This is a genomic window from Micromonospora sp. NPDC007208, assembly GCF_042869175.1.
Classification (GTDB): Bacteria; Actinomycetota; Actinomycetes; order Mycobacteriales; family Micromonosporaceae; genus Micromonospora; species Micromonospora foliorum.
Window position 1 is genome coordinate 38,960 of sequence record NZ_JBIAFG010000021.1, and the last position, 17,784, is coordinate 56,743.

The 17,784-nt window shown below is 73.0% G+C and carries 17 protein-coding genes; 2 read left to right on the forward strand and 15 right to left on the reverse strand.

Translation table 11 applies throughout. The features are described from left to right. Window positions 1-63: 63 nt before the first annotated feature. Both ACFYL6_RS29890 and rpe read right to left on the reverse strand, forming a co-directional pair. A complete protein-coding gene (locus ACFYL6_RS29890; protein WP_387176488.1) occupies window positions 64-1,137 on the reverse strand; it encodes a response regulator in 1,074 nt (357 codons plus the stop codon). Then, window positions 1,022-1,702 carry a ribulose-phosphate 3-epimerase gene (gene rpe / locus ACFYL6_RS29895; protein ID WP_030335689.1) on the reverse strand — a complete coding sequence of 227 codons (681 nt, stop codon included), beginning with the start codon at window positions 1,700-1,702 and terminating at the stop codon, window positions 1,022-1,024. Before rpe ends, ACFYL6_RS29890 begins: the two co-directional genes overlap by 116 nt. A gap of 254 nt (window positions 1,703-1,956) precedes the next feature. Between rpe and ACFYL6_RS29900 the strand changes: the two genes are divergently transcribed. Then, complete coding sequence (locus tag ACFYL6_RS29900; RefSeq protein WP_387176385.1) at window positions 1,957-2,850, forward strand: septum formation family protein; 894 nt, start codon at window positions 1,957-1,959, stop codon at window positions 2,848-2,850. Window positions 2,851-2,932: 82 nt separating this feature from the next. Continuing rightward, a complete protein-coding gene (locus ACFYL6_RS29905; protein WP_387176387.1) occupies window positions 2,933-3,823 on the forward strand; it encodes a septum formation family protein in 891 nt (296 codons plus the stop codon). 50 nt (window positions 3,824-3,873) lie between these two features. On the opposite strand, the gene ACFYL6_RS29910 is transcribed toward ACFYL6_RS29905, so the two are convergent. The 13 genes from ACFYL6_RS29910 to ACFYL6_RS29970 form a co-directional block, all read right to left on the reverse strand. Continuing rightward, window positions 3,874-5,316, reverse strand: a complete 1,443-nt coding sequence (locus tag ACFYL6_RS29910; protein ID WP_387176490.1) for an RsmB/NOP family class I SAM-dependent RNA methyltransferase — start codon at window positions 5,314-5,316, stop codon at window positions 3,874-3,876. Beyond that, a complete protein-coding gene (gene fmt / locus ACFYL6_RS29915) occupies window positions 5,307-6,233 on the reverse strand; it encodes a methionyl-tRNA formyltransferase (protein WP_387176389.1) in 927 nt (308 codons plus the stop codon). The genes ACFYL6_RS29910 and fmt overlap by 10 nt, the downstream gene beginning before the upstream one ends. Before the next feature lie 5 nt (window positions 6,234-6,238). Then, window positions 6,239-6,796, reverse strand: a complete 558-nt coding sequence (gene def, locus ACFYL6_RS29920) for a peptide deformylase (RefSeq protein WP_387176391.1) — start codon at window positions 6,794-6,796, stop codon at window positions 6,239-6,241. A 45-nt stretch (window positions 6,797-6,841) separates the two neighbouring features. Next, a complete protein-coding gene (locus ACFYL6_RS29925; RefSeq protein ID WP_387176393.1) occupies window positions 6,842-8,110 on the reverse strand; it encodes a cytochrome P450 in 1,269 nt (422 codons plus the stop codon). Window positions 8,111-8,188: 78 nt separating this feature from the next. Continuing rightward, window positions 8,189-9,172 carry an AAA family ATPase gene (locus tag ACFYL6_RS29930; protein WP_238661187.1) on the reverse strand — a complete coding sequence of 328 codons (984 nt, stop codon included), beginning with the start codon at window positions 9,170-9,172 and terminating at the stop codon, window positions 8,189-8,191. Window positions 9,173-9,429: 257 nt separating this feature from the next. Next, window positions 9,430-11,340 (reverse strand): primosomal protein N', encoded by a 1,911-nt coding sequence (locus ACFYL6_RS29935; protein WP_387176395.1) that lies wholly within the window; start codon window positions 11,338-11,340, stop codon window positions 9,430-9,432. A 59-nt stretch (window positions 11,341-11,399) separates the two neighbouring features. Continuing rightward, window positions 11,400-12,593 (reverse strand): methionine adenosyltransferase, encoded by a 1,194-nt coding sequence (metK, locus tag ACFYL6_RS29940; RefSeq protein ID WP_387176397.1) that lies wholly within the window; start codon window positions 12,591-12,593, stop codon window positions 11,400-11,402. A gap of 87 nt (window positions 12,594-12,680) precedes the next feature. After that, window positions 12,681-13,889, reverse strand: coding sequence for a bifunctional phosphopantothenoylcysteine decarboxylase/phosphopantothenate--cysteine ligase CoaBC (coaBC, locus tag ACFYL6_RS29945; RefSeq protein ID WP_387176399.1), 1,209 nt, complete (start codon window positions 13,887-13,889; stop codon window positions 12,681-12,683). A 14-nt stretch (window positions 13,890-13,903) separates the two neighbouring features. After that, complete coding sequence (gene rpoZ, locus ACFYL6_RS29950) at window positions 13,904-14,167, reverse strand: DNA-directed RNA polymerase subunit omega (RefSeq protein WP_030335666.1); 264 nt, start codon at window positions 14,165-14,167, stop codon at window positions 13,904-13,906. A 64-nt stretch (window positions 14,168-14,231) separates the two neighbouring features. After that, complete coding sequence (locus ACFYL6_RS29955) at window positions 14,232-14,765, reverse strand: guanylate kinase (RefSeq protein ID WP_387176401.1); 534 nt, start codon at window positions 14,763-14,765, stop codon at window positions 14,232-14,234. A gap of 25 nt (window positions 14,766-14,790) precedes the next feature. After that, a complete protein-coding gene (gene mihF, locus ACFYL6_RS29960) occupies window positions 14,791-15,108 on the reverse strand; it encodes an integration host factor, actinobacterial type (protein WP_030335662.1) in 318 nt (105 codons plus the stop codon). Window positions 15,109-15,286: 178 nt separating this feature from the next. Next, window positions 15,287-16,123, reverse strand: coding sequence for an orotidine-5'-phosphate decarboxylase (gene pyrF, locus ACFYL6_RS29965; protein WP_387176403.1), 837 nt, complete (start codon window positions 16,121-16,123; stop codon window positions 15,287-15,289). A gap of 73 nt (window positions 16,124-16,196) precedes the next feature. Continuing rightward, window positions 16,197-17,471, reverse strand: coding sequence for an adenosylmethionine--8-amino-7-oxononanoate transaminase (locus ACFYL6_RS29970; RefSeq protein ID WP_387176405.1), 1,275 nt, complete (start codon window positions 17,469-17,471; stop codon window positions 16,197-16,199). Window positions 17,472-17,784: the final 313 nt, after the last annotated feature.

Sequence of the window (17,784 nt, forward strand, 5' to 3'; positions counted from 1 at the left end):
AGTCTTACACGCCGATCCGGTTCTGCCGCCACCTAGGCGAGCTACTTCACAGCGGTATCACGCTCAGGTGACGCCGCGCCGCCGGTCCACCGCCACGTACGAACCCGGTTGGCTCTTGGCGACCGTCTTCATCTCCGAGGCCACCGCGATCGCCTCGAGGGGGTCGGTGAACCGCTTGCCGGCGTCGGAGAGGGACACCCCGATGGAGAGCGTGACCAGGGCCGCGCGTCGGATGTTGCCCCGTCGGTCCTTCAGCTCGACGAAGCCGCGCTCCCGGTCGGTCGCGTCGTAGAGCGTGTCGGCGGCCTTCTCGAAGTCGACGACCGCCCGGGACGTCAGCGGGCGTACCTGGTCCGGGGCGCAGACGATGACGAAGTCGTCGCCGCCGACGTGGCCGAGGAAGGCCGGTGGCAGGCCCACCTCCACCACCGCCCGGTGCAGGCTGCGGGCCAGCGCGGAGATGAAGTCGTCGCCGCGCACGAAGCCGTACCGGTCGTTGACGCTCTTGAACCGGTCGATGTCGATGTAGCCGACGGCATAGTCCACGCCGTTTCGGACCCGGTCGCTGATCTCCCGACGGATCCGGCTGTTGCCGGGCAGCCCGGTCAGCGGGGAGACCTCCCGGAACTCCTTGTTGCGGCGCAACGTGGACGAGACCCGGGCCACCAGCTCGGCGGTGTCGAACGGCTTGACCAGGTAGTCGTCCGCGCCGGCGCTGAGCCCGTGCACCTTGTCGACGGTCATCCCCTTGGCCGTCAGCATGATCACCGGGAGGGCGGAGGTCATCGGGTCGGCGCGCAGCCGCCGGGTCAGCTCCAGCCCGTCGATCCGGGGCATCATGAGGTCGACCACCGCCAGGTCCGGCCGCTGGCGCTCGATGACCTCCAGGGCCTCCTGGCCGTCGCTGGCGTGGATCACCTCGAAGCCGTGCAGCCGCAGGTTGAACTCGACGAAACGAGCGATGTCCTCGTCGTCGTCGACGACGAGGATGATGTCCTTGCGGTCGGCCTCGGGCTCCACCTCAGGCGCCGGGAGCCGCGCGTTCCGCCAGTGCCCGCAGGTGCCGTACCGCCTCCGCCGGGTCGGCGGCCCCGTACACGGCGGTGCCGGCCACGAACGCGTCGGCGCCCGCGGCAGCGGCCTGCTCGATGGTGTCGGCGGCGATCCCGCCGTCCACCTCGATGCGCAGCTCCAGGTGCCCGGCCGACACGTGCCGCCGGGCCGTCCGCACCTTCTCCAGCAACTGCGGAATGAACCGCTGCCCACCGAAGCCCGCCTTGATCGTCATGATCAGCAGGGTGTCGAAGCTGGGCAGCAGGTCCAGGTAGGGCTCGATCGGGGTGTCCCGGTCGATGGCCAGGCCCGCCTTCGCGCCGGCCGAGCGCAGGTCCTTGGCCAGCGCCACCGGGTCGTCGGACGCCTCCGCGTGGAAGGTGACGTTGTACGCCCCGGCGTCGGCGTACCCGGGGGCCCACCGGCGCGGGTCCTCGATCATCAGGTGTACGTCGAAGGGCATCGCCGTGACAGCCCGCAGGCTCTGCACCACGGGCAGACCAATGGTCAGGTTCGGGACGAAGTGGTTGTCCATCACATCGACGTGCAACCAGTCCGCGGCGTCCTCGACGGCACGGACCTCTTCGGCGAGGCGGGCGAAATCGGCGGCCAGAATGCTCGGCGCGACGATCGGCGGCGGTACGGTCACGGGGCCAGTGTACGAACGTGGCCACCCGCCAACCGCATCGCGCCACCTTCGGGGACTCGCTGTGACCCGGCAGTGACCAGTGGTGCAGAATTGGACGCTCCGGACCCCCGAATCCGGACGAACAGACATCAGCGGCTGGCCGATCGACGGAAACGCGACGACACTCCAAGCGGGACGGTGCCATAGGCTGCACGCCCGCCGGGGTCTCGCCGCGGGGCGCGGTGACCGGCCGCCAGCTCCCGGGAGGGCGGACGATGCGACGGTGGCTTCCAGCGCTGGCGCTGGCCGGCGTCATGACGATGCTGCTGCTGGCCGGCTGCGCGCCGGCGCGGGGCGCGGACGGTGATCTCACCGACGACTGGCCGACGCTGCGGGTGCCGAAGCCGTTCACCCCCGCCACCGACACCTGTCTGCCGCGCGTCACCACCGTCGTGCAGGCCAGCACGTACGAGACGGTGGACTGCGCGCGTAACCACCTGGCCGAGACCATCCACGTCGGCACGTTCGTCGGGCCCGACGCGCTGACCGAGGCCCGACCGGAACCCGGATCGTCGGCGCTGCGCACGGCTCGCGCCGAGTGCGACCAGCGGGCCCGACAGGTGCTCGGCGGCGACTGGCACACGGCCCGACTCGCGCTGTCCCTCGCGCTGCCGTCCGCGCCCGCCTGGACCGGCGGCGCCCGCTGGTTCCGCTGCGACCTCAGCGAGACCGGCAGCATCGACAACACCCGCCCGGTGAACCGCACCGGCAGCCTGCGCGGCGCGTTGATCGGCGACACGCCCCTGACGCACCGCTGCTTCGACCCCAAGCTCATCGGCGACAACCTCAACTACATGGCGCCGGTGCTCTGCACCGAGCCGCACCGCGCCGAGTTCGTGGGCGTCTACGAGGAGCGGGACATGAGCTGGGCGGAGTTCGCCAAGTCCGCCGAGCAGGCGCACCAGCGCTGCATGGCGCTGATCGCCGAGTACGCGGCGGTGCCCAACAACAGCGAACTGCCGTACCGGGCCGGGTCCATCTACTACCCGCCGTCACAGCGAGAGTGGGAGGAGGGCGACCGTGGCGTGCGCTGTTTCCTGTGGAGCGACGACCGCAAACTCACCCGCTCGATGCGCGGCGCCGGCCCCGAGGGACTGCCCGCGATCTGAACATCGGTGCCGTATGCTGCTGCGCCGTGGCGCTACCGACCGGCTGGGTCCGGTCGGGGGCCACCAGCGGCGGGAGGTCGGGATGCGACGGTGGTTGGCGGCGTTCGCCGGGGGTGGGGCACTGGCCCTGGCACTGGCCGGGTGCGGCGCACCCGCCGGAGTCGACCGTGACCTCGTCGACGACTGGCCGGCGCCCGTCGCGGCGCAGCAGTTCGTCCCCGCCGCCGACGTCTGCCACCAGAGTTCCCAGCAGGTCGGCTTCCTGACCGGCTACAACCCGACGGCGTGCACCGAGGCGCACCGGGTGGAGACCATGCACGTCGGCACCCTCACCGACCGGGCCGCCGAGGGCGGCACGCCCCCACAGCCCGGCTCGGCCGGCATGCGGGCCGCGCAGGCCGGGTGCGACACGGCGGTCAACAAGGCGGTGGGCGCCGACTGGCGGTCCGGGCGGCTCGGCCTGACCGTCGTGCTGCCGTCGCCGCAGGCCTGGTCGGGCGGGGCCCGCTGGTACCGCTGCGACGTCACCGAGATCGCCAGCATCGACGACACCGCGGTCGACCTACGCACCGGCAGCCTGCGGGGCGCGCTGTCCGGCGCGGCCCCGTTGGCGTACCGCTGCTTCAACCCGAAGATGGTCAAGGACGACATCGACGAGATGGTGCCGGTCTCCTGCACCGCCAAGCACCACGCCGAGTTCGTCGGGGTCTGGCAGGCCCCGGACACCAGCTACGCCGAGTTCACCCGCGGCGTCAAGCGGACCCACCGGGCCTGCCAGACGGTGATCGCGAAGTTCGCCAAGGTCCCGGACAACTCCCAGCTCGACTTCCGGGCCGGGACGATCTACTACCAGCCGTACGAGGAGGAGTGGCGCAACGGCAACCGGGGCGTGCAGTGCTTCCTCTGGATCTCCGACCGGGACCTGACCCGCTCGATGAAGAACGCCGGCACCAAGGGCCTCCCGATCACCTGAGCGCCACCGTGTCCGGCCGGTCGGGTGACCGGCCGGACACGTGGAACGGGTCAGCCTCGGCGCAGGACGGCGAGGAACATCGCGTCGGTGCCGTGGCGGTGCGGCCAGAGCTGCACGGTCGGCCCGTCGCCGAGACCGGGCATACCGGCCGGCAGCAGTGGGCGGGCGTCCACGAAGTCCACAGCAACCCCGCTGCGGCGGGCCGCCTCGGTCACCGTCACGTGCGTCTCGACGGTGTGCGGCGAGCAGGTGACATAGGCGACCAGGCCACCCGGGCGGACCGCCCGCAGCGCCGCGCCGAGCAACTCCCGTTGCAGCCGGGTCAGCGGCGGCAGGTCCGACGGCTGGCGACGCCAGCGCGACTCCGGCCGACGACGCAGGGAGCCCAGCCCCGTGCACGGCGCGTCCACCAACACCCGGTCGAAGTGCTGCTCCGGCAGCTTCGGGTCGCCGCCGACCTCACGGCCGTCCATGGCCAGCACGGACACCGGCAGGTCCCGGGTCGCCAGGGAGACCAGCCGGGCGCGGTGCTCGGCCACCTCCACCGCGGTCACCCGGGCACCCCGCTGCGCGGCAAGCGCGCCGAGCAGCCCGGCCTTGCCGCCCGGGCCGGCGCACAGGTCCAGCCAACGCCCGTCCGGGCCGTCCAACGGCGCGTCGGCGAGCGCGGTGGCCACCAGTTGGGAGCCCTCGTCCTGGACGTGGGCACGGCCGTCGACCACCGCCGGGATGTCACCCGGCGACCCGCCGGGCAGATAGACGGCGTACGGCGAGAAGGCGCCGGGCGCACCGCCGACCTGGTCGGCCAGCTCGATCGGGTCAATCAGCCCGGGCCGGGCACACAGGTGCACCGGCGGACGCTCATTGTCCTCGATCAGGAGACGCTCCGTCTCACCCAGATCGCCGCCGAGCGCCTCGGAGAAGGCCCGCACGATCCACTGCGGATGGCTGTACGCCAACGCGAGGTGCCCGACCGGGTCGGTCTCCGTCGGTGGGGCGAGCTTCTCCACCCAGGCGTCGGCGTCACGGGTGGACACCTCGCGCAGCACCGCGTTGGCGAAGCCGGTGGCGCCCGGTGCGACCGAACGGACCAGGTCCACCGTCGACGAGACCGCGGCGTGCGCCGGCACCCGGGTGTGCAGGAGTTGGTACGCCCCGAGCCGCAGCGCGTCGCGCACCGGCGGGTCGATCCGGGCCACGTCCCGGCCGGCCGCGTCGGTCAGGATCGCGTCCAACGTGCCCAGGTGGCGCAGGGTGCCGTAGGTCAGCTCGGTGGCGAAGGCCGCGTCCCGACCGAACAGCCCCTCCTCCCGCAGGATGATGGGCAGCACCAGGTTGGCGAACGCGTCGTCACGGTGCACCGCCGCCACCGCCTCGTACGCGGCGCGGCGCGGTCGGTCCAGCGGTGGCCGGGCCGGACGACGATCTCCGCCACGATCGGCCCACGAGCCGGAGCGCGTCGGGCGGGTTCCCTCCGGTGCCGTCACGCGAATTCCTCTCCAGTGCCGACCCGGACGCCGCGCGCCCAGTCGGTCGCGCCCATGGCCCGCTTGCCCGCGGCCCGGACCTCGCCGAGCCGCACCGGCACGGTCGCCGTGCCAACCAGCACCCGGGACTTCTCCACCAACAACTCCCCCGGCTTCAGCTCGGGGCCGTCGGGCACCGGGACGACCGGCCCGAGCTTCACCCGCTCGTCGCGGAACGTGGTCCAGCCGCCCGGCGCGGGCGTGCAGGCCCGGATCCGCCGGTCCACGGCGAAGGCCGGGTCGCTCCACCGCACCCGCGCGTCGTCCACGGACAGCTTCGGCGCCAGTGACACCCCGTCGGCCGGCTGCGGCTCGGCGCGGGCGGTGCCGTCGTCGATCGCGTCGAGCACCGCCACCAGCAACCCGGCGCCGGAATCGGCGAGCCGCTCCAGCAGGTCACCGGAGGTGTCGACGGCGCGGATCTCGTCGGTCAGCGTGCCGTAGACCGGGCCGGTGTCCAGGCCCTCCTCCAACTGGAAGACGCTGGCCCCGGTCAGCTCGTCACCGTGCAGCACGGCGTGCTGCACGGGCGCGGCGCCACGCCACGCCGGCAGCAGGGAGAAGTGCAGGTTGATCCAGCCGTGCCGGGGGATCTCCAGGGCCGCCGGCGGCACCAGCGCGCCGTAGGCGACCACCGGCACGCAGGCCGGCTCCAGCTCGCGCAGCCGGTCGAGGAACTCCGGGTCGCGGGGGCGGGCCGGTGTGAGCACCTCGACGCCGTGCTCGTCGGCCCACGCGCCGACCGGGGAACGGGACAGGCCCCGCCCACGCCCGGCGGGCGCGTCGGGCCGGGTGACCACGGCCACCAGCTCGTGACGGGAGGCGGCGACGGCGGCCAGGGCGGGCACGGCGACGGCCGGCGTACCGGCGAAGATCACGCGCATCCGGGTCAGCGCCCCAGACCGAAGGGGTCGCTGAGGTGCGGGCTGAGCTTGACGGTGGGCGGGGCCGCCGCGTCGTACCACTCGGCCTGGCGGATCGCCTTCATGGCTTCCTTGCGCCCCTCCGGGTCCAGTCGGTCCAGGAAGAGCACGCCGTCGAGGTGGTCGGTCTCGTGCTGCACGCAGCGCGCCATCAGACCGGTGCCGACGATCTGCATCGGGTCGCCGAACGAGCTGAAGCCCTTGGCGACGACGTTCTGCCGACGCTTGGTGTCGAAGTAGAGCCCGGGGATCGACAGGCAGCCCTCCGGGCCGTCCTGCTCCTCCTCGTCGGGGAACTCCAGCACCGGGTTGATCAGGTGCCCGAGGACGTCGTCGACGTCGAAGGTGAACACCCGCAGGCTCACACCGAGCTGCGGCGCGGCCAGGCCGGCGCCGTTCTGCTCACGCATCGTGTCGGTGAGGTCGGCCACGAGCCGACGTAGCTCGGCGTCGAAGTCGACCACCGGATCGGCCGGCGTGCGCAGCACCGGATCCCCAAACAGACGGATGGGCTGGACGGTCACGCGGGACGGCTCCTTCTTCGGGTGGACGAGCGGTGCCGTACCAGTCTACGGAGTGCCCGGCCGGACGCCGGGCGGCGTACCTCGGTCGACCACCGCCGGTGTGCCCAGCGTCACCGGCAGGCTCTCGTAGCCCCGCAGGGTCAGCCGGGTCCGGTGCCGGGGCGGCTCGGCCAGAGCCAGCTCGGGCAGGCGGCGCAGCAGCATCGGGAAGGCCAGCTGCGCCTCCAGCCGGGCCAGGCCGGCGCCGAGGCAGTAGTGCGGGCCGGCGCCGAAGGACAGCGGGTGCGCCGGGCCACGGGTCGGGTCGAAACGCTGCGGGTCGGGGAACCGGCGCGGGTCCCGGTTCGCCGCGCCGAGCAGCAGCAGCGCCGTGCTGCCCGCCGGCAGGTCGAGCCCGCCGCAGCGCACCGGCGCCGTGCTGGTCCGGGTGGTCAGCTGCACCGGCGAGTCGTAGCGCAGCAGCTCCTCGACGTACGCCGGGGCGAGCGTGGGATCGGCGCGCAGCTCGGCGGCGGCGGCCGGGTGGCGCAGCAGCACGACGAGACCGTTGCCGAGCAGGTTGGTGGTGGTCTCGAAGCCGGCCACCAGCAGCACCACCAGATTCGCCAGCAGTTCGGCACCGGTGAGCCGGTCGCCGTCGGCGTCGTGCACCTGGACCAGCGCGGTGGTCAGGTCGTCGGCCGGCGCCCGCCGCCGGGCGACGATCAGCTCGACGAAGTAGTCGCGCAGCTCGGCGGCGCCCGCGTCGGCGACCGTCAACTCCTCGGGGGTTATCTCCGGCTCCAGCACCCCGGTCAGGTCACCGGCCCAGCGACGAAACTGCGGCCGGTCGGCCGCGGGTACGCCGAGCAGCGCGCAGATCACCCCGACCGGCAGCGGGTACGCGAAGTCGGCCAGTACGTCGACCGGAGCGCCGTCCTCGGCACGGGAGACCACCGCGTCGAGCAGTTCCTCGGCCTGCGCCCGCACCACGTCGCGCATTCCGGCGATCCGACGCGGACTGAACGCCCCGGCGGCCAGCCGCCGCATCCGACTGTGGTCGGGCGGGTTGGTCCGCAGCATGGACCGGGCGATCGACGACACCGCGGGGCTCTGCCGCCAGTTCGGCCAGACCTGGTCACGCAACGCGTCGTCGAGCACCCCGAGCCGGGGGTCGCGCAGCAGCTCGTCGGCCTCCGGGTAGCCGGTCACCACGTACAGGCCCGGCAACGCCTGCACCACCGGCCCGTGGGCGCGCAGCCGCTCGTACGTCGGGTACGGGTCGACGCGCCCCTGCGGTGACATGAGCAGTGTCAGCGCTTCGGCAGCCTCCATGGCAGGCCTCCCCCGTCGATGCGTCGGAGGCTCCATCATCCCGGCACGGCCGCCATCCGGCAGCCCTCGGTGCCGGGCTCAGGCGCTGGCGGCCGGGTCCCCGGCGAGCACCGCGTCGCCACGGAGCAGCGCCGGCTCGGGCAGCGGCAGTTGGATCTTGTGAGCCGCCTCCCAGTCGTAGATCAGGCCGGGGCGCACCTGGGCGGCGAAGTAGTCGATGGCGGTCATCCCACCCACCACCGGCTCGTCGACCTCGGCGACCAGCTGGGCGGGGACCAGGGAGAACCCGTTCTGCAGGGCGGCGCTGAGACGGCGGTGACCGTCGACGACGAAGAAGTACTCGCCGGTGAACCCGATCTTCAGCGGTTCGAGGGCCTCGTCGCCGGCCTCGGCCACCCCACCGACGAAGTCGGTGTCCCACAGCCCCCGCAGGGTCGCGATGTCCTCGGTCGGGTAGACCCGGGCCGGGTCCAGCAGCAGCAGCGGCGGCGCGTCGCGCAGCACCTCGGCGCCGAGCGTGCCCTCGTACGCGGCCACGATGTGCTCGATCACCTCGGCGGCGGACGCCCGGGTGGTGTCGCAGATCAGGTCGTAGTTGCGCAGCCGGGCCTTGTCCACCCCGTAACGGATGATGAACCGGCTGCGCTCGCTCGCGCTGCGCTCGCGGAGCTTGGCCTTGGCCTCGTCCAGGGAGGCGTAGCTCTCCGCCGGCCCGGAGGGGCGGGCGAGCACCCGACGGGCCGCCTCGCCCGGCTCGGTGATCATGTGCACCTTGAGCGCGTCGGTGAAGAAGTGCCAGGCCAGCCGGGAGTCCATGACGAGACGCTCACCGGAGGCGGCGATGTCCCGCTGGAGCTGGTCGACGTAGCCGTCGACGGCCTGGTCGAGCTCGGCGTGCAGGTTGAGCTGCAGCGCGGTCATCTGCCGCTGCTGCGCCATCTCCCGGTAGAGGTCCCCCACGCTGACCCGGCGCATGCCGAGCCGCTTGGCGATCTCGACCGACACGGTGCTCTTGCCGCTGCCGAGGTCGCCGTTGAAGACGATCGATTGTCCAACGGTCACGACTGGTCCACCCCTGATCACCGGCTCATTGACATCATCGACCTCGCGCCCGACCGACGCGTTCCCGCCATCGTCGCGCCATCCCGCGACGGCTCCAGCTCGGCGCGGCTGACGCCCCCTCGCGACCTGGAGCCCGTCGTACGCCTCGGCATGACGGGCGATGCTACCACTCGGCCGCCACCGCTTTGCCGGACGCGGTGTGCGAGGGCCCCCGGCAGCGGGCAGGGTCCACGACCGCCGGCACCGGCCGAAACGCCTCAGAACAGGCTCAGCGGATCGACCTGGAGACGAACCGGATCGGCGGCCTTGCGGGCGGCCCGAACGCCGGCGGCCGAGTGCAACGCCTCGGCGAGCGCGGCAGCCCGGGCCCGGGGCACCCGGACCAACATCCGCTCCCGACCCTCCTCGGCCGGCACCGGCCCGAGCACCTCGGCGTCGTCCGGCAGGCGGGCCGCGGCCAGCAGGTCGGCCACCGCCTCGGCCGCTCCGGTGACGCTCGCCATTCGCACGGCCGGTGGGAAACCCAGCTCGCGGCGCTCGGCCAGCTCCCGTCCGGCGAACCAGCCGGCGTCCCAGCGCAGCAGCGCCTGCACGGGGGCGAGCGCGCCGTCGGCGACCACCACCACCCGACCGGCCGGCGCCGGGCGGGCCAGGGCCGCCGCCGCCAGCCAGCGACGCAGCGCCTCCTCGCCGGCGCGCAGGTCGGCCCGGGTCAGCAGGGCCCAGGAGTCGAGCAGCAGCACCGCGCCGTAGCCGCCCTCGGCGACCGGCTCGGCGCCCGGGGTGGCCACCACCAGGGCCGCGCCGCCGGGCACGTCGGTCAGCACCTCCTCGCGCCCCGAGGTGCGCACCGAGACACCGGGGAACGCCCGGCCCAGCTCCTCGGCGGTCCGCCGGGCACCGGTGACCGCCGCCCGCAGCCGCCGTCCACCGCACTCCGGGCAGGCGTACGCGGCCGCCACCCGGGCGCACCACCGGCAGGCCGGTATGCCCCCGGCCGAGGGCAGCGCGAGCGGGCCGGCGCAGTGCGCGCAGCGGGCCGGGGTGCGGCACTCGGCGCAGGAGATCGACGGCAGGTAGCCGCGGCGGGGCACCTGCACCAGCACCGGCAGGTCCTGCCGGAGCGCGTCGCGAGCTGCCGTCCAGGCCAGGCTGGGCAGCCGGGCGGTGGCGGCCCCGGGATCACGGGCCAGTTGGGGGTCGTCTCCGGTCGGCGTGATGGCCGGGATCCGCGCCCGCACGGTGGCCCGGTCGGCGACCACCTCCGGGGCCCAGCCGGTCTCCACCAGCAGCTGCGCCTCGGCCGTGCGGGCGTACCCGCCGACCAGCGCGCCGGCCTCGGCGAGGTGGGCGCGGGTGAGCAGCACGTCGCGGGCGTGCGGGTAGGGCGCCCGGGGCTCGGAGTGCAGGTCGTCACCGTCGTCCCAGACGGCCACGAGGCCGAGCCGAGGCACCGGGGCGAACATCGCCGCCCGGGTGCCGATCACCACCGGCACCTGTCCACGACGGGCGGCGAGGAAGGCCCGGTACCGCCGGGCCGGACCGAGCGCGGCGGAGAGGCTGACGTGTCGCCCCGGCCCGAGCACGTCGGTGAGCGCGGCGTCGAGGCGGTCGAGGTCACGCGCGTCGGGCACCACGACCACCGCGCCGCGCCCACCGGCGACGGTGGCCGCCACCGCGTCGGCGTAGCGGGCCGCCCAGTCCTCACCGGGCAGCGCCGACCAGACCGCGCGGGGCGCCCGGCCGTCGGTGAGCGCCCGCAGCAGGGCCGGGCCGGTCGGATAGTCGCGCCAGCCGCGCGGGTCGACCGCCTCGGTGCGGGTCGCCGGGGCGGGCTGGTCGTCGCGGGGTTCCTTCTCCACCTTCGCGTGCCGTGGTGGCACGGCGAGCCGGAGCACGTCGGCGAGGCTGCCCGCGTACCGGTCGGCGACCGCCCGGGCCAGCCGGGCGATCTCGGGGGCCAGCACCGGCTCCGGCGAGACCACCTTCTCCAGGTACGCGAGGCGGCCGGTGTGCCCGGAGTCGTCGGCGCGCGACAGCAACCACCCGTCGACCAGCTGCCCGGCGAAGCGCACCTTCACCCGGGTGCCGGGCACCGCCACCTCGTCCAGCTCGGCCGGCACCAGGTAGTCGAACGGCCGGTCCAGGTGTGCCAACGGGACATCCACGCAGACGCGCGCGACCGGCGACCCGTCCGCGGGTCGCCGGTCGCTGCGCTTGGTGGCGGTCAGGCTCCCGCGGCCGACTTGAGGTCGGCGGCCCGGTCGGTGCTCTCCCAGGTCAGGTCCGGCAGCTCCCGGCCGAAGTGGCCGTACGCGGCGGTCTGCTGGTAGATCGGGCGGAGCAGGTTGAGGTCCCGGATGATCGCGGCCGGACGCAGGTCGAAGACCTCGGTGACGGCCTTCTCGATCGAGGAGACGGGCACCGTCTCGGTGCCGAACGTCTCGATGAACAGGCTCACCGGGTGCGCCTTGCCGATGGCGTAGGCGACCTGCGCCTCGCACCGCTCGGCGAGACCGGCGGCGACCACGTTCTTGGCCACCCAGCGCATCGCGTACGCGGCCGAGCGGTCCACCTTGGACGGGTCCTTGCCGGAGAACGCGCCGCCACCGTGGCGGGCGTACCCGCCGTAGGTGTCGACGATGATCTTGCGGCCGGTCAGCCCGGCGTCGCCCATCGGGCCACCGATCTCGAACCGGCCGGTCGGGTTGACCAGCAGCCGGTAGCCCTCGGTGTCCAGACCGAGGCTCTCCAGCTCCGGGGCGATCACGTGGTCGCGCACGTCCGGGGTGAGCAGCGAGTCCAGCGAGATGTCGGCGGCGTGCTGGCTGGACACGACAACGGTGTTCAGCCGGACCGGGCGCAGCCCCTCGTACTCGATGGTGACCTGGGTCTTGCCGTCCGGCCGCAGGTACGGGATCGTGCCGTCCTTGCGCACCGCCGAGAGGCGGCGGGCCAGCCGGTGGGCGAGCGCGATCGGCAGCGGCATCAGCTCGGGCGTCTCCGAGCAGGCGAAGCCGAACATCATGCCCTGGTCGCCGGCGCCCTGCGCGTCCAGCGCGCTCTCCGATGCCCCGGTGCGCAGCTCGAAGGCGTTGTCCACACCCTGCGCGATGTCCTCCGACTGCGCGCCGATGGAGACGCTGACCCCGCAGGAGGCCCCGTCGAAGCCCTTCTTCGACGAGTCGTAGCCGATGTCGAGGATGGTCCGGCGGACGATCGTCGGGATGTCGGCGTACGCCTTGGTGGTCACCTCACCGGCGATGTGCACCTGACCGGTGGTGATCATGGTCTCCACCGCCACGCGGCTGTGGGGGTCCTCGGCCAGCAGCGCGTCGAGGATGCCATCGCTGATCTGGTCAGCGATCTTGTCCGGGTGGCCTTCCGTGACCGATTCGGACGTGAAGAGACGGCGTGTCACGGCACTCCTAAGCGTGTGAGGTCGTTCCGCGGCAGTCTAATCACCACTGCGGCCGGTGTCGGGATCGGTCGCGCCCTGTTCCACCCGTCAGGAGCGGCCGGGAAGCCGCGCCACGACGAGATCCCAGACGGCGTCGGCCACAGCTTCCTTGGCCTGCTCGGGCAACCGGCTGACCGAACCGTCCGCGCCGATGACCGTCACCGTGTTGGTGTCGGCGCCGAAGACCAGGTCCGGGCCGACCTCGTTGACCACGATCAGGTCGGCCCGCTTCCGGGCGAGTTTCGCCCGGCCGTTGGCCTCGGCATCGCCGGTCTCGGCGGCGAACACCACCAGCACCTGCTCCGGTCGTTTGCGCTGGCCGAGCTCCGCCGCGATGTCCGGATTCGTGACGAGCTCGATGGTGGGCGCGACACCGTCGTCCGACTTCTTGATTTTGCCAGGCGCGTACGTCGCGGGCCGGAAATCGGCCGGAGCCGCCGCCATCACCACGGCATCGGCCTCGACGGCGGCCTTGACGGTCGCCTCGCGCAGCTCGGCGGTGGTGCCCACCCGGACCAGGTCGACGCCGGCCGGGTCGGCGAGGCCGACGTTTGCCGCGATCAGGGTGACCCGGGCACCCCGGGCGACCGCCGCGCGGGCGAACGCGTACCCCTGCTTGCCCGACGAACGGTTGCCCAGGAAGCGGACCGGGTCCAGCGGCTCGCGGGTGCCACCGGCGGTGACGACCACCCGGCGGCCGGCCAGGTCGGCGGGCGCGGAGTCACCGCGGGCCAGGAGCCGACCGGCGACGGCGAAGATCTCCGCCGGGTCGGGCAACCGGCCCTTGCCGGTGTCGGCGCCGGTGAGCCGGCCGACGGCGGGCTCGATGACCCGCACACCCCGGGAACGCAGCGTGGCGACGTTGGCCACGGTGGCGGGGTGCTCCCACATCTCGGTGTGCATGGCCGGGGCCAGCAGGACCGGGCAGCGGGCGGTCAGCAGGGTGTTGGTCAGCAGGTCGTCGGCGAGGCCGTGCGCGGCCTTGGCGAGCAGGTCCGTGGTGGTCGGCGCGACCACCACCAGGTCCGCCTGCTTACCGAGCCGGACGTGCGGCACCTCGTGGACGTCGGTCCAGACGTCGTCGGCGACCGGTTGACCGGAGAGCGCGGCCCAGGTCGGCGCTCCCACGAAGCGGAGCGCCGACGCGGTCGGCACGACCCGAACCCGGTGACCCGATTCGGTGAAGAGTCGCAGCAGCTCGCACGCCTTGTAGGCGGCGATGCCGCCACCGACCCCGAGGACGATCGAGGCGGACATCGGCCAGCGGAGGCTTACGGCTGGTCGGTCGGCTCGGCGGTGAGCAGGCCCGAGTTGATCTCGCGCATGGCGATCGAGAGGGGCTTCTCCTGCGGGGTGGTCTCGACGAGCGGGCCGACGTACTCCAGCAGACCCTCACCGAGCTGGCTGTAGTAGGCGTTCACCTGGCGCGCGCGCTTGGCGGCGAAGATGACCAGCGCGTACTTCGACGTCGTCTTCTCGAGGAGCTCGTCGATCGGCGGGTTGGTGATGCCTTCGGGGTTGGCAATGGATCCCACGAATTAACCTCTGCGTCTTTCGAGCCGCGCGGACGCGGTGCTGAGTCTCAACGGCGGCCGACCGTCAGCCACGCACGCGCGACCAGGCCGGATCCGGATAAGAAGAACCGAGTAAGCCTACCAGCTCGTCGACCACCCGTTCGGTGTGGTCGTGGGTCAGCGCGTGCTCGACGGTGGCGGCCACCGTGGCGGCCGGGGCGTACCCGGGTGGGCTCAGCAGCACCAGCCGGGCATCGGGCAGGCGCGCGCGGACCAGTGGGACGCCGCGCAGGTCGAGCGGGAGCAGTACCGGCTGCCCGGCGTCGAGCCGGGCGCGCAGCGGCGGGTACGGGGTGCCCCGGCGGTGTGAACCGATCCGGGACCACTCCAGCAGCTCGCCGTCGACGATCCAGCGATCGAACTCGGCGGGGGCGAGGAAGACGCGGTCCACCCCGTCGACCTCCGACTCCCGGCGCGGCCTGGTGGTTGCCGCAACCGGGATCCACACGGACGGAGAACGCGCCCGGACGAGCTCGACGACACTCTCCCTGCCGGAACCCGAAGGTCCAGCCAGGACAGTGAGCCGAGCCGCCGGGCGCGCCTCGTCATCCGTGCTCACTGCTTGTTTCTACACGCTGCCAGGTTCAGTTGGCGGCGAACTCTCCAAGCAGTGCCTTGCGCTGCTGCTCGCCGAGGCCACGCAGGCGACGGCTGTCGGCGATCTTGAGCTTCTCCATGATCTGGGTAGCCCGGATCTTGCCGATGCCCGGCATGGCCTGCAGGACGGCCGACACCTTGAGCTTGCCAACGACGTCGTCGCTCTCGGCCCGCTCGAGGACGGCACCGAGGGTGGTCTTGCCCTGCTTGAGCTGCTCCTTCAGCTGAGCACGGGCCTTGCGGATCTCCGCGGCCTTCTCGAGCGCGGCAGCGCGTTGTTCGGGGGTCAGTGACGGGAGCGGCACCAGTTCTCCTCAGGTCCCTATCGCGGCGGGCGGGGCGCACCGCCGCATCTGTGAAACGTGGTGTCGCTGTGAACCAAGGGGTCCATGGTTCCCAGCGCGGGGAAAACTAGCGGCCAACGGAGCTTTCGGCAACGTGGGGGCCGCATGATCACCGTAGAGTGACCGACCCGTCAGTCAGTCACCGGGCAGGCAGGACGGCCCGGCAGTCGACCAACACGCGGTCCGCAGCGGCCCGCAACGCGGCCACATCGGGGCCGGCCGAGAGCACTTCCCGGGAGTACGACGGGAGCACCGAGGCGAGGCTCGAACCGAAGACGGTACGCAGATCGGCCGCGCCGGCACCCTGTGCGCCGAGCCCCGGAGCGAGCAGTGGGCCCCCCACACCGGAGAGGTCGTGACCGGTGTCACCGATGGTCGCCCCGACCACCAGACCGAAGCTCCCCAGCGGGGTCGCACCCCTGTTGAGCTGGGAAATCTCGTCGATCACGGTCTGCGCCACGGTGCGGCCGTCGGCCGTGACGGCCCGCTGCACGGCCGCGCCCTCGGGGTTGGAGGTGAGGGCCAGCACGAACACCCCGCCACCGTGCTCGGCGGCCAGTTCGAACATCGGCGCCAGTGAACCGACCCCGAGGTAGGGGCTCGCGGTGACCGCGTCGACATACACGGGGCTGGATGGATCAAGGTACGCGGAGGCGTACGCGCTCACCGTCGAGCCGATGTCGCCACGCTTGACGTCGAGCAGAACGAGCGAGCCGGCATCCCGTAACTGTCGGATAGTTGACTCAAGAATCGCCACACCTCGGGACCCGAACCGCTCGAAAAAGGCCGACTGAGGCTTGACTACCGCAACCCGGTCACCGAGCGCTTCCACGACGGTCCGGCTGAACCGGTCGAGCCCGTGAACGTCGTCCGGGAGGCCCCACTGGGCCAGCAGACCGGGATGCGGGTCGATGCCCACACAGAGTGGGCCCCGCTCGGTGATCGCCCGGTGCAGCCGGGTACCGAAGCTCTCCATCGGAAGGTTCCCCTCTTCTCGTCCGGGCGGCGGCCCCGCCCGGGTAACCCGTCGACCCGGTGACCGGGCCGACTCAGCCGGCCGCCACCGCCGCCGCCACCCCGCTCGCGATCCGGGCCAGGTCGGCGTCGTCGGTGACGTACGGCGGCATCGTGTAGATCAGGTCGCGGAACGGGCGCAACCACACCCCCTGGTCGACCGCTGCCGAGGTCGCCGCGCCGAGGTCGACCTCGTGATCGAGCTGGACCACGCCGATCGCGCCGAGCACCCGTACGTCGATCACGCCCGGCGCGCCGCGTAGCGGCTCCAGGCCGGCGCGCAGGCCGGCACCGACCCTGGCGACCTGGCCGGCCCAGTCTCCGGCTCGCAGCAGCCCGATGGAGGCGTTCGCCACCGCGCAGGCCAGCGGGTTGCCCATGAACGTGGGCCCGTGCGCCAGCACGCCGGTCGCCGAGATGCCCCGGGCGATCTCCGGGGTGCAGAGGGTCGCCGCGAGGGTCAGGTACCCGCCGGTCAGCGCCTTGCCCAGACAGAGCACGTCCGGCGTCACCCCGGCGTGCTCGGCCGCGAACATCTCGCCGGTACGGCCGAACCCGGTGGCGATCTCGTCGAAGATCAGCAGAATCCCGTGCGCCCGGGTCACCTCGCGCAGCACCCGCAGGTAACCCGGGTGGTGGAAGCGCATCCCGCCGGCGCCCTGGACGACAGGCTCGACGATCACGGCGGCCAGTTCGTCGGCGTGCCGCTCGACCGTCTCCACCAGCGCCGCCACGTACGCGTCGTCGGGTGGGTCGGTGAAGCCGCCCGGCGGCACCGGGGCGAACACCTGCCGGGGCAGCACGTCGCCCCAGAGGTGGTGCATCCCGCCCTCGGGGTCGCAGACGCTCATCGGGTGGAACGTGTCGCCGTGGTAGCCACCCCGCCAGGTCGCCAGCCGGCGCCGCTGGGGGCGCCCGACGGCCCGCTGGTACTGCAGGCACATCTTCACCGCCACCTCGACGCTGACCGAGCCGGAGTCGGCCAGGAACACGTGCTCCAGGCCATCCGGCGTCAGCTCGACAAGCGTCTTGGCCAGCCGCACGGCCGGCTCGTGGGTGAGCCCGCCGAACATCACGTGGCTCATCCGACCGAGCTGGTCGGTCACCGCCGCGTCCAGCACCGGGTGCCGGTAGCCGTGGATCGCCGCCCACCAGGACGACATCCCGTCCACCAACTCCGGGCCGTCGTCCAGGGTCAGTCGTACCCCCTCGGCGCCGCGCACCACGTACGGCGCGTTGGCCGGCGGCAGCGCGGCGTACGGGTGCCAGACGTGCGCCCGGTCGACGGCCAGGATCTCCTCGGGTGTCACGCGCACTCCTCTGTTCTGTGCCTCAAGCGGTCCGGACGGCGGACGTCCTGCGGCCGGTTCAAAACTCGCCGCCGCCGCCTTGCCCGTCGCCGTGACAGTCGGCGGTGAACGCCGCGTGCCCCTGGGTGTGGTTGCCGCTCCCCTGTCCGCTGCCTTTGCTCTGCACCCGCGGACGCGACACCCGGTGGGCGAGTGTCGCGCTCGGGGTGGTGCGTTCAGGGGTGCAGAGCAAAGGGGGAACAGTGGGCGTGGGCTCCCCGGCGCGGAGCCGGCCCGGCACCCGGTTGCGCCGGGCCAGCGCCGGGCCGGGGGC